Here is a 12,279-nt window from a genome sequence, read left to right as displayed (position 1 = left end):
ACTCTTAATTGGGCATGTAAGAAGGTTGTACTTCGCCCATTTGAAATAATTCTGCGATATGAATAGAATCTAAGAAATCAGTTTTTTTACCTTTCGGTGATTTAACATACTTTGGATGAGTGATAACAATATCAAAATCACGATCTTCAAGGTAGTTAAATACAGGAATTCAATACTTGCCTGTAGATTCCATACAGACGCAGTGGCAGTCATAATGATCAAGCCAGTCAACGAGTTTAACAAGGTCATAATTGTGAGTAGAGAATTTGCGGTGATGGTAAACAGGTTCCACCTGCATACTTTCAGCGATGATGATTGTGCAAGCTAATTTCTTTTTGTGACATCAATACCACAAGCAATGGGGTACATCACTCTGCTCATGAAAACCGCCTCCTTTGAAAGAAAGAAAAAGCATTGACTGCCATCTGTGTTCTCAAATATATCGATTCAAATAACAAGATTACTTTATTGGTAAGTGTATGTCCTCAAAGGGAACAAAAGTTTGTGCATGGACAGATGACTGCACAGATAAGAATACGAGTTAAACTAAAAAACAGAAAACATCACTCACCTCCACGTGCTCTATAGTATATTTCTTCTCTAACTATATTATAACGCATTGTAATGGTGCTGGTGTTTCATAAAAATTTGTGCTCACGCATAGCGAGAGAATGGAGGCAAGAATGAAAAATGTCATAGTTACAGGTGCCAATGGATTTATTGGCTCATCATTAATTAAAAAAATAATTCAAAATAATATTTTTGTAGTTGCAATTGATATATCTTTTAAGAATTCTAAATTACCTAAGTCTGATTTAATTAATGCTATCGAAATATCTTTAGATAATGCAGAAGATATAGAAAAATTAATTTCCTCAAAAAAATATGATTGTTTTTATCATTTTGCCTGGGCAGGTGTAAATGGCGGTGATAAAGCTAATCCATATGTGCAATTAAAAAATATTGAAATGACTTTGAATTGTGCCACTATAGCAAAAAAAATAAATTGTAAAAGATTCTTATGCGCAGGAACAATAGCTGAAAGAGCTACAGAATCATTAAACAAGCTAAAAAAAACAAGTGGTGGGATGATGTATGGTGTTGCAAAAACATCAGCACATTTAATTCTTGAAACATATTGTAAGAATATTGACTTAGAGTATGTTTGGATGCAGTTTTCAAATATATATGGTCCTGAAAATAAAACGGGAAATCTTGTTAGTTATACAATAGGTGAATTAGTAAAAGGTAATGAAGCGACTTTTGGCCCTGCAATGCAACCATATGATTTTATTTATGTTCAGGATTTAATTGAAGCTGTATATAGACTTGGAGAGGCAAAACTCAATGAAAATTTTTATTTCATTGGTTCTGGTAAACCTAGAATTTTAAAAGAATACTTAGCTGAAATTGGTGAACAGTGTAAAAAAAGTGATTTAATACGAATTGGTGTAAGAGAAGATGATGGAATTAAATACACTTTCGATATGTTTGACACTAAAAATTTATTAAATGACATTGGTGACTTTGTAACAAAAGATTTTACAGAAGGATTAAAATATACATTAGAGAATTATTAAGGAGACTTGGTATGGTACAGAAATGGAATTTTCAAGAATTAGATTTAAAAGATGCATATTTAATTAAACCATTTTTTGCTTCAGATGATAGAGGTGGATTAATTAAAGATTACAACATTGATGTCTTTAAAGACCATGGCATTAATCACGAGTTGAAAGAAGTATTCTATACTCTTTCAAAGAAGGGTGTTATTAGAGCATCACATTTTCAATTAATTAAACAACAACCTAAATTAGTACGTTGTGTAAGTGGTCATGTATATGATGTTATTGTTGATTTGAGACCAGATTCTCCAACATATGGTCAATGGAGAGGATTCCATCTGACAGCAGAAAATATGGATTCATTACTGGTTCCAGCTTATTTTGGACATGGATATTTAGTAATTGAAAATTCAATTGTAAGTTATAAAGCAACTGAAGTATTTTTTGAAGAAGGTGATTCAGGAATTATGTACAATGATCCTGATATTGGGATTGAATGGCCATTCGAGTTAATTGGTGGAAAAGATAATTTGATTATTAGCGATAAAGATTTAAATTTAATGAGTTTTAATGACTATAAGAAAATTATGGAAAATTATGACAATAAATCAGAAATTGAAGGTCATTTACAGTGAGAAGAATAAAAAAAGTCTTATCTATTAGTATAAGCAAAACATTATTAGTAAATTATAGATATTTTGGATGGGAGGGGTTGGTTAATCCTATCATTATTATATCAAAAAATACTAAATTAAAACGCTTATCAGGTAATGTGTTTGTTAAAAACAAAAAATGTCGTGTATATTTTGGATTTGTAGATGTTGGTATATTTGACAAAAAATATGAAAGAAGTATTTGGGATAATAACGGTATATTTCAATTTGAAGGTTCAGCTCATTTTGGATAAGGAACTAGAATTTCGAATAGTGGGAAAATAGTTTTTGGAGATAATTTTTGTGTTACGGCAAATTCTGCAATAGTATGTGTTTCTAATATAAATTTTGGATCTAATGTCTTATTGTCTTGGGATATTTTAATTTTAGATACAGATTTTCATAAGATATATTCTATAGATGATGAACACCAAATTAATAATCCTAAAAAAATTATTATAGGTAGTAACGTTTGGATTGGTTGTCGAAGCCTAATTTTGAAGGGGGTTGAATTAAAAAACAACACAATAGTTGCTGCTGCTAGTGTAATTTCGCACTCAAATACAGAAGAAAACTCAATTATTAATTCTTAATAGAATAATTAAAAATAATGTGATTTGGAAAGAGTAAATATGTAAAACCGCTTTTAATATGTTCTAAGCAATGTTTTGAAGGGAGAAAGTATGAATAAGAAAATTGGTATTTTAACATTTCATAATGCAGTAAATTATGGTGCTATATTGCAATGTTATGCATTGCAAAATGCATTAGAACAAAGAGGATATAATGTGGAAGTAATAGACTATACACCTCTATATTTTAATAAGGTTTTTTTCGACCCTTTAAAGCCATGGGAAGCAATTGGAACAAAAAATAAATTGAAATCTTTAATTAAAGTCTTCTTAAGATTTAGGCAACAAAGAAACAATTCTATAAAACAATTTGAATTAAAACAATTTGTTAAAAAGTATTTAAAAATTAGTGAAACAGTAGATTCTGAATTAATAAGCACATTTGATACTATCATTGCGGGAAGTGATCAAGTGTGGAATTTAGAACTTTTGGAAAATGATACAACGTATTTGTTGGATTTTCCAAATGATGTTAGAAGAGTTTCGTATGCTGCAAGTTTTAAAGTGTCTGATGTGGATGAGTTTGCAATTGATGCTTATAAAAAGTATCTTCCCAAGTTTAATAATATTTCAGTAAGAGAAGAAAACTTGAAAGTTTACCTAAAAAATAATCTAAATATTGACTCAACTAATGTTTTAGATCCTACTTTTTTATTAAATATGAAAAAATGGTCAGAACTAATAAATAATAAGAGATTGATAGAAGAAAAATACGTTCTGGTTTATCATGTTAATCAACCAGTTGAATTAGTTTCAAAAGCGTTAGAGTACGCAAAGAAAAATAGTTATAAGGTAGTAAGTTTAAATAGATTGAACACAAAAGATGATTATATTGATTTTAGTTATGCATCTATTGAAGAATTCTTGAATCTAGTAAAAAATGCTGAGGTGGTATTTACGACATCTTTTCATGGAATGGCTTTCTCAATTAATTTTCAAAAAGAATTTTATTTCGAGATTCCTGAAAAATCATACAATAATAACGAAAGATTGTTAGATTTGGCAAAAAAATTGAAATTAATGAATAGGAATATAAGCAACGGTTTAGATGAAAATCCAATAAATTGGGAGAGTGTGACTGATTTACTTGATAAATATGTTGAGAATTCTAATGAATTTTTAAACTATTCTTTAAATAATGAGGAAATGAAGAAATATGAGTAATATTGATTATTTTAATGACAATAAACCTATCGAATCATACATTGCTTATATTCGTGATACAAAATCTAGATTCAATAGTACATCTGGTGGCATTTTTTTTGAATTAGGGAGAAATTGTATTTTAGAAGGTGGATCAGTATATGGAGTTGCATTTGATGATAAATTTTCTCCTCAGCATAGAAGAGTAACAAATTATGAAGATTTGAAGCTACTGCAGGGATCAAAATATCCTCAAAGTAATGTAGGTGATATTTTTGTTCAAGTAAAGAAAGATCTGGACGAAGGTAAGAAAGTTCTTTTTTCAGGGACTCCATGCCAAATAGTGGGATTAAAAGCATATTTAAGAAAATCATATACAAATTTAGTTGCAGTTGATTTGATCTGCCACGGTGTTCCGTCGCCAGGTATTTGGAACAAATATCTTAATTATAATTTTAAAATTGATGAAATAATTGATATAAAGTTTAAAGACAAGTCTAATGGATGGAAACTATGGAGAGTAAGAATAGAGTCAAAAAATGCGTTATATGAAAAAGAAAGAACTGATGATGCATACATGGCTTCGTATATCAATGCTTGGAATATAAGACCATCATGTTATAAATGTAAGTTTAAAGGTCTTGATGGACGTAACTCAGATATAACTATTGCTGATGCGTGGGGTAAAGCGGAAACTGATTTAAGTTTAAACGACAATAAAGGATTATCATGTATAATTATTAATACAGAACATGGGGAATGTGAACTAGAAAAAATAAAGCGACAACTTGTTCATAAAAAATATAGTTTTGAAGATATAGTATCAGGTAATCCTGCATATAATGAATCAATAAAAAAACATTTTTTAAGAAAATGTTTAACAAAAATGACATATAAGAATATTAAGTTGATTGACATTTTGTCGAATGATAATTTATTCGGCAAATTAATCAGTAAAATTAATAGAGTTATAAATAGGAGTAATTAATTATGAGAAAATTTATAATTGGATTAGGTAGTTTTCCGTATAAAAAAGAGTTGGAAAATGTTTTACCAAGGGCGTCTACATTAGGCTTTGATTTTGTAGATACAAGTGATGACTATTTTAATGAAGATTATGTTGGTGACTATGTTAGAGACAATAATTTTAAAGTTTTTACAAAATTCTCTTTCGTTGATCAATTTAAAAATTTTGAGCAACATTTTAATGACTCTAAGATAAAAATTGAAAAAAATGGTACTGAGTTGTATTGTTATTTACTTCACTGGCCATATCCATTTTTATATAAAAAATTATGGTATAAAATGGAAGAGTTGTATTTGTCAGGTAAAGTTAAAGAAATAGGTGTTTGTAATTTTACCGAAAAACAATTAATGAAGTTAATGAAAAATTGTAGGGTAAAACCAATGTATAATGAAATCGAACTTCATCCTTTATTTCAACAAAAAGACACTGTTGAATTTTGTGAAAAAAATGATATTCAAATTATTAGTTATTCACCTTTCGCTAGAATTGATAAAAGACTTTTTGAGAATACTAATTTAATAAATATTTCCGAAAGAGAAAATACATCTATAGCAAATATTATACTGAAATGGAATATAAATAAAGGATATATACCTATTCCAAGTACATCAAAAGAACATCATCTAAAAGAAATGGAACTAGACAAGATTAAACTAATAAATCTGGATAAAGACGATATGAAAATAATTGATAGTTTAGAATGTAATGGTAGAATAAGATTTAATCCAGATACATATTTTTCATTTAAAACTAAAATTAAGTTTTTACTTATTTCTTTAGGAGTGCTATAAATATATGGAAAAGCAGTTGAATAAAACCTCGTTGAAGGTTAATTTTATTTTTAATACTTTTTTACAAATATTGTCCACAATTGCACCTCTTATAACTGCTCCATATGTTTCAAGGGTATTAGGTCCAGATAATATTGGAATTTATAGTTATACTTTGTCTATTAACTCTTATTTTGTTTTAATAGCAGGTCTTGGCACAGCTTCGTATGGAATTATTGAAATCGCTAAGGCCAGAGATTCTACTTACGATAGAAGTAAAACATTTTGGGGAATTGAATTAATTACTGTAATAACTTCTGTAGTTAGTTTGATTTTGTGGTTTTTTATTGTTCTTTTTTATGACGAATATCGTTTTATATTTTTTATTCAAACATTTTATATTTTAGCAATTATTTTTGATATATCGTGGTTCTTTTTAGGTATAGAAAAATTAAAACATACTGTAATAATTAATTCATTTTTCAAAATTATGGGAGTTATTTTTATATTTTTATTTGTAAAAACTCCTAATGATCTATCTATATACATTTTAATATTAGCCTTATCAACATTTTTAGGCAATACAAGTATGTGGATTTTTTTGCCAAAATATATAGTGAAATCCAAGGTTACACAAAAGGATCTATTGGCCCACTGTAGAGGCACGCTTATATATTTTGTTCCAACAATCGCAGCGACAATTTACACAGTTGTTGACAAAACATTGATAGGAATAATAACAAAAGATAATATAGAGAATGGTTGCTATGAACAAGCAACAAAAATAATTTCAATCATTAGAACAATATCATTTACATCAATGAATACTTTATTTAGTTCAAGAATGTCATATTTATTTAGCAAAAATATGAAAAAAGAAATTCAATTTAACTTATCTTTCGCACTTGAATTTATAATGACTCTTAGTTTTGGCGCTTTTTTTGGATTGTGTGCAGTGTCAAAATGTTTCGTACCAGTATTTTTTGGAGAAGGTTATTCTAGAGTCGTAATATTTTTAATTTTAATGTCACTATTGATTCCTATTATGGGAATAAGTAATACAATCGGATATTTATATTATAATCCGTCAGGTAATAGAGCAAAAAGTGCAAAAATACTGATTTTTGGAACATTGATTAATTGTATATTAAATGTTTGTTTAATAAAATTATTTTCTGGAATAGGTGCAATTATAGCGTCTGTTATAGCAGAATTTATAATTACTTATTTATATATTAAACAATCAGATGGGTATATTTCCTTTAATCAAATGTTTAAAATTATATCAAAGAAGTTAATATCTGGAATCTTGATGCTCATGACTATAATTGTTATATCTAAATATTTAGTATATAGCATTTTATCTTTAATAATTGAAATATGTTTAGGAGTAATCATTTATTATCTTGGTTTAATCGTATTAAAAGACACTTTTGCATTAGGTGTTACCAAAAAAATGTTTGTTAGCATACAATCAAAGATAAAAAAATAAGATTATGTTGAAAGGAAAAAGTATATTGTTAAAACTAAAATAAATTTATACAATATATAGTTTAATAACATGAGAATAAAAAAAATGATTTCATTCAAATTTTGGATACCAAATTTTAAAATGTACAAAGAGTTATTTGCAAATGATAGTTATGCATTTTCTACTTTCAGAGATAAAGACGGCGATTTAACTGTACGTGAGAAAATGATGGTTGAATTGAAGGCAGTAAAATTGTTTAGAAAATATCAATCTAATTATGACACGATATGGAGATATTTTTATTCTTTAAGATTAAAAAAATATCAATATAAATATGGACTAGAAATACAAAATAAAAATATAGGAAAAGGTTTTGTTATTGGACATTGGGGTCGAATTGTTATTAATGGTGAATCAAAAATTGGAGATCAGTTTATGGTAACCCACGGAGTTACTATTGGAAGAGACATTAGGGGAAAAAGAAAAGGTGTGCCGACAATAGGAAATAGAGTCGCTATTAGAGCTAATTCAACAGTGGTTGGCAATATCAAAATCGGGGATGATGTATTAATTGCACCAAATACATTCGTAAATTTTGATGTGCCAAGTAATTCTATAGTTATTGGTAATCCTGCAGAAATAATTTTTCGTGATAACGCATCAGAAGGACATGTCGGACGATTACCTTAATAGATATGAAATAAGAAATAAATAAGAAAAAAATGTAGTTAAAGAAGCAATGCCAATAAGTTAAGGAAGTTGACAAAATAAAAAATAGATTAGATGTCTGCACAAGAGATGAAATGTAGATGTCTAATCTTTTTATAAACATATTTAACCCCTGAAACATAGTAAAAAGAGCATTATGAAAAAATATGAGGGCAACTATGCTATATATATCAATATGCTTTTTATAGGATCGATCTTTTTTTATCCACATGACGTTGTTCATAATATTTTCCTCAATCACTTGCATTGCAGTATTATTGATATCTTCATCTATCATTACCAATGATTTGATAAACATTTTTTTCATAATGTCCACTGTCTTGTTGAAATTTTGCTTGATTACGCATTCTCCATCTTCCTTTTGTTCAATAGCTGCTTTTTCATTAATTTCTATTTTTTTTAGTTATATCAAATTATACAACCATATATCTGCATAAATATCCTGATAGATGAGTATCTCTTTGAATCCACTGAATTTCTCCAATTTCATCCTGTTCTTAAGCCGATTATAGGATGTTTCTATCGTCCAGCGCAGATGATACAATTCCTTTAAGTCATCTATGCTGTATTCATCCATTGGCAGGTCAGATATCAGGAATTCCACAATGTCTTCTCCATATTCGTCTTTTCCTATGATGATCTTAGTGAACCGAAGCTGATATGTGGTATTCATTAGATCCTGGCGAAATCCAATTTCCTCTCGATAGTGATTTGTCGTTTATCGAATGTTACTTCAAATTATCTGTCTTCACCATCCTGTACCTGATCCAAATAAGCTTTAAAAAAAACAGAAGATACACGAAATAGAAAGTATTGTTTTTGTTGTAACAGTTGATCTATGAGTCGCATAGACGGATACCCGCAATCAAAGGTAAAGATTGCTTTTCAACATAATTTTCACAATAAGTTTTGATATGTTGTGCTGCTAGTGCCATTTCACTTAATATACATGAACCGAATTGCATATCTAAAAACGTATTGTTTAGACAGTCATGTAAGGTAGATAAAAGTCCTCCTACAGGTTTTGATTGATTTTTTGTTGGATTTGTAGATGCAGAGATTCTTCCGAATGCAGATGCATTTTCCTTTGTGTTGAGAAGAATGATTTTTGATTCATTGACAGCCAATACAAGATTCCCTTTCCATTTTTTTAACTATCTGCTTCATTATCGTGATAATTTGCAATGAACTCATTACTCATGACACATATAGCCTGTGGATTGAACTTCTTCCTGGAGAGATAGAAAGCAGTTTCTGTAAACAGTTTATTTCTTTCCTAAATCTTGATAATAGCAGCGTGTAGAATGGAATGAGATAAGCATTTGTATACCCTTTATTAATAAAAAGGTATACCTTTATATAAGATATAAAATTAATTGAATCCATAAATGTAAAATGATGGAAGGGGTTAAATATACATTAATTAACTGGAACTGATATGTAATCAGATAGAAGACAGTCAGAAGCTTATATTTATATGCTAATAGGTGTGAATGGTGAAAAAAGTAGCACAGTCGAGAACAACCTAGTAGAAATATTTAAGAAAAACAGTTTGATACCAAGGCGTTACCTAAATTATCTATTATAGTAACTCCCGAAAATAGAAGAGGAAGGTAAATATGAGATAGAATGACTAATGCCATAGCACTAGGATGTGCAGAAATCATGTAGAGCAAAGAAGGCAGATACCTAATCCAGCGTATCTGCCTCTTCTTTTGAACATATGCTGATTTTAGACCGCTTGCTTGATTATTCTGTCAGAAATTTACATAAATTACAAACCTCTGAACTCATCACATCTTCCATATTTATAGCATCCATCCCTACATTCCTGTATAATAATACCCATGTTCACTCATAATTTCTTTCACTTTAGGATTTCTTTAGAATTCCTGCGATATACTGACCATACAGAAATGAGAGGTAATCAAAATGTTGCTGCGACTACTAAAAAACGACCTGCTGCATGGCAAGCTGACCAACTTCATGGTAATGATATTCCTTGCCGTATCCACCATGCTGTCCTGTGCCAGTATATCCCTGATCTACTCATCACAAAACCAGATATCCTACTTCATGGACGATATGGGAAAGGTGGCAGACTATAACTTTTCCATGATGAATATTACAAAAAAAGATGTACAGAAAATCACAGCCTTCATGAAAGCAAAAGACATTGATGCATATCAAATCGAGCATGCTATCACCCTGCCGCTGAGTGTTATGCGCTTCAATGGCACCAACGACCTGGAAAGCTCCGGCTGCTTTGCGACAACCTTGCCAAAGACCTATAATTTTCTATTCGATGAAAACAACAAAACCCCGGACATCCAACCGGGTGAGGTCGGCATCCCGCTATCTATGAAGCATCAGCTGAATCTACAGCTCAATGACACCTTCCAGATTTTGCGCGGTACCAGGACCTACACCTATAAAATCACCAGCTTTGTACGTGATTCCGTATACGGTTCTGATATGATGGGACAAAAACGCATCATCCTGCACCCTGCAGATTATCAAATTCAATATGATGTCACGCAGGACATTGATCATGCTGTGGTACTCTCGGTAAACGACGGGCCAAACACAAAGCAGCTGGAATATGAAATGCAGAAGGCCGGATTACCTAATGCGATTCTCGTAGACAAAGAAACTGCAGAGCTCTCCTTTATGGGAGTCAGCCTCGGCACCAGTGCCATGCTTCTCATGAGTGGCATCATTCTGCTATGCATGTCCTTTCTGATCATTCGCTTCACCATCCTCTTTCAGATTGAAAGCAGCTATGCAGAAATCGGTATCATGAAAGCAATCGGTTTCCAGCACTCTCAAATAAAACCGCTCTATCTAATGAAATATATGAGTATTTCACTTATCGGTGTTTTTATCGGATTCCTTATCTCTATCCCGTTTACTAATCTGCTGGAAGGTATGCAGGCTGGCATCGTTCCCGTTATGCCGGGGAACACAGGCACCTATCTCTCCCTGATTATTGTTATCCTGATACCGGCACTTATCTATACCGTGACAACTCTGGTATTGAGAAAGCTGAAAAAACAAAGCACGATGGATGCCATTCGCAAAGGGAATGAGGGAGAGACCTATAAAGAACACACGCATTTCACACTTGCCAAAACCCGCCTTCATCAACTTCACAGCTTTCTGGCCTTCAACGATTTAATGGCACAGAGAAAGCACTTCCTCATGATGGTCATCATCTACGCTTTCTGCATGGTATTGATACTCGTCCCTCTAACCCTCAAGGATGCTTTTCAAAAGGATACCTTTCTGCAGATTCTGAAAATATCATCTGGAGATCTCTACTCCCAGCAAAACGGAGGCAACACCATAAAGGATCTGGAAGAAAAGCGTGCTATGGTGCTTCGCGATTTGAAAGTCTACGATGAGCATGTCCGTGTCGATATTGAAACCATGACCAGTGCATCCCTCAGCGATGATGGTCTGAATACCTCGGTATTTCTCATGAAACGCGCTGATGGGAATACGATCACCTTTGATTACGGCAAGGCTCCCAAGTTGTCCAATGAGCTTGCCCTGACTACTACACTGGCTAAGCGTTATAGGAAAACTGTCGGCGACTCCATCAGCATGGAATACGAAGGGAAGAAAAACACCTACCTCATTAGCGGTATTTACAGCAGTATGATGAATCTGGGGAATAACATCCTCGCAGGTGATATTGAATATGAATATGCTTATACCGGCTATCTGGTGATTCACCTATCACAGGGGGAATTAACCAACCATCAGGTCGCAGAAACTATCAAAAAGGAGTATAAGGGGTTGAAGCTGATTGACAGCAGGCAGATGACGAAATCCTTCAGCGGAAATATGCCGCAGCAGATCACCATGATGTCGAATCTGATTATTGCGATTATTCTGGTCATTACCTTCGCTTTGACAATACTGTTCTCCAAGCTGCACATGCTGCGTGCAAAAAAAGCGATTGCTCTGATGCGCAGTATGGGCTATGCCAAACGCAATATCCGCAAATGGCTGTTTGCTCGTTGTATGATTCAGATACTATGCGGTCTAGTGCTGGGAATTCTGTTACACACCTTTTGCACGAACGGACTGCTGGAGGCCTATCTGGAATCCATGGGTATGGGGAGCGTAGCGCTGAGAAGTGCTACACTCAACATGTATGTTCTGTATCCGTTGCTGTTCATTCTGTCAGCCATGGCAGCGCAATGGATTGTCAATCGTACCATACCGGCATGGAATATTAAAGATTTGAGTGAGGAATAAAATTTTTCGGTACCGTATCAAAA

12 protein-coding genes are annotated in these 12,279 nt (G+C 31.9%); 10 read left to right on the top strand and 2 right to left on the bottom strand.

From position 1 onward, the window contains the following. The first annotated feature begins 683 nt into the window (after positions 1-683). From ACESPQ_RS09695 to ACESPQ_RS09655, 9 genes are all read left to right on the top strand, one after another. Entirely contained in the window at positions 684-1,580 is an 897-nt protein-coding gene (locus ACESPQ_RS09695) for an NAD-dependent epimerase/dehydratase family protein (RefSeq protein ID WP_002610272.1), read from the top strand. 11 nt (positions 1,581-1,591) lie between these two features. After that, entirely contained in the window at positions 1,592-2,200 is a 609-nt protein-coding gene (gene rfbC / locus ACESPQ_RS09690) for a dTDP-4-dehydrorhamnose 3,5-epimerase (protein WP_002610274.1), read from the top strand. Continuing rightward, positions 2,197-2,472, top strand: coding sequence for a hypothetical protein (locus ACESPQ_RS09685; RefSeq protein ID WP_038274603.1), 276 nt, complete (start codon positions 2,197-2,199; stop codon positions 2,470-2,472). The genes rfbC and ACESPQ_RS09685 overlap by 4 nt, the downstream gene beginning before the upstream one ends. A gap of 111 nt (positions 2,473-2,583) precedes the next feature. Continuing rightward, positions 2,584-2,811 (top strand): hypothetical protein, encoded by a 228-nt coding sequence (locus ACESPQ_RS09680; protein WP_157133779.1) that lies wholly within the window; start codon positions 2,584-2,586, stop codon positions 2,809-2,811. A gap of 90 nt (positions 2,812-2,901) precedes the next feature. Beyond that, positions 2,902-4,014: a polysaccharide pyruvyl transferase family protein gene (locus tag ACESPQ_RS09675; protein ID WP_002610276.1), complete on the top strand. Its 1,113-nt coding sequence runs from the start codon at positions 2,902-2,904 to the stop codon at positions 4,012-4,014. Beyond that, entirely contained in the window at positions 4,007-4,981 is a 975-nt protein-coding gene (locus ACESPQ_RS09670) for a Coenzyme F420 hydrogenase/dehydrogenase, beta subunit C-terminal domain (protein WP_002610279.1), read from the top strand. Before ACESPQ_RS09675 ends, ACESPQ_RS09670 begins: the two co-directional genes overlap by 8 nt. A 2-nt stretch (positions 4,982-4,983) precedes the next feature. Further along, entirely contained in the window at positions 4,984-5,811 is an 828-nt protein-coding gene (locus tag ACESPQ_RS09665) for an aldo/keto reductase family protein (protein ID WP_008728775.1), read from the top strand. 4 nt (positions 5,812-5,815) lie between these two features. Further along, positions 5,816-7,282 (top strand): oligosaccharide flippase family protein, encoded by a 1,467-nt coding sequence (locus tag ACESPQ_RS09660; RefSeq protein ID WP_002610378.1) that lies wholly within the window; start codon positions 5,816-5,818, stop codon positions 7,280-7,282. 84 nt (positions 7,283-7,366) lie between these two features. Continuing rightward, complete coding sequence (locus tag ACESPQ_RS09655; protein ID WP_002610380.1) at positions 7,367-7,951, top strand: serine acetyltransferase; 585 nt, start codon at positions 7,367-7,369, stop codon at positions 7,949-7,951. Between the two features lie 442 nt (positions 7,952-8,393). On the opposite strand, the gene ACESPQ_RS09650 is transcribed toward ACESPQ_RS09655, so the two are convergent. Together ACESPQ_RS09650 and ACESPQ_RS09645 are read right to left on the bottom strand one after the other, a co-directional pair. After that, complete coding sequence (locus tag ACESPQ_RS09650) at positions 8,394-8,663, bottom strand: transposase (RefSeq protein ID WP_002610383.1); 270 nt, start codon at positions 8,661-8,663, stop codon at positions 8,394-8,396. Between the two features lie 163 nt (positions 8,664-8,826). Then, positions 8,827-9,117, bottom strand: coding sequence for a hypothetical protein (locus tag ACESPQ_RS09645; protein WP_142419761.1), 291 nt, complete (start codon positions 9,115-9,117; stop codon positions 8,827-8,829). Between the two features lie 805 nt (positions 9,118-9,922). On the opposite strand from ACESPQ_RS09645, the gene ACESPQ_RS09640 reads away from it, so the two are divergent. After that, positions 9,923-12,256, top strand: coding sequence for an ABC transporter permease (locus ACESPQ_RS09640; RefSeq protein WP_002610385.1), 2,334 nt, complete (start codon positions 9,923-9,925; stop codon positions 12,254-12,256). The last annotated feature ends 23 nt before the right edge of the window (positions 12,257-12,279 follow it).

This window comes from Clostridium sp. HGF2, from assembly GCF_964240115.1.
Classification (GTDB): domain Bacteria; phylum Bacillota_I; class Bacilli_A; order Erysipelotrichales; family Erysipelotrichaceae; genus Clostridium_AQ; species Clostridium_AQ innocuum.
The sequence above is the reverse complement of the archived record's forward strand: the minus strand, read 5'-3'. Positions and strand labels throughout refer to the sequence as shown.

Excerpts from the sequence above, each read along its gene's own strand:
- ACESPQ_RS09695 (WP_002610272.1), top strand. The coding sequence starts at position 684 with ATGAAAAATGTCATAGTTACAGGTGCCAATGGATTTATTGGCTCATCA.
- rfbC (WP_002610274.1), top strand. The coding sequence starts at position 1,592 with ATGGTACAGAAATGGAATTTTCAAGAATTAGATTTAAAAGATGCATAT.
- ACESPQ_RS09675 (WP_002610276.1), top strand. The coding sequence starts at position 2,902 with ATGAATAAGAAAATTGGTATTTTAACATTTCATAATGCAGTAAATTAT.
- ACESPQ_RS09670 (WP_002610279.1), top strand. The coding sequence starts at position 4,007 with ATGAGTAATATTGATTATTTTAATGACAATAAACCTATCGAATCATAC.
- ACESPQ_RS09665 (WP_008728775.1), top strand. The coding sequence starts at position 4,984 with ATGAGAAAATTTATAATTGGATTAGGTAGTTTTCCGTATAAAAAAGAG.
- ACESPQ_RS09660 (WP_002610378.1), top strand. The coding sequence starts at position 5,816 with ATGGAAAAGCAGTTGAATAAAACCTCGTTGAAGGTTAATTTTATTTTT.
- ACESPQ_RS09655 (WP_002610380.1), top strand. The coding sequence starts at position 7,367 with ATGATTTCATTCAAATTTTGGATACCAAATTTTAAAATGTACAAAGAG.
- ACESPQ_RS09650 (WP_002610383.1), bottom strand. The coding sequence starts at position 8,663 with ATGAATACCACATATCAGCTTCGGTTCACTAAGATCATCATAGGAAAA.
- ACESPQ_RS09640 (WP_002610385.1), top strand. The coding sequence starts at position 9,923 with ATGTTGCTGCGACTACTAAAAAACGACCTGCTGCATGGCAAGCTGACC.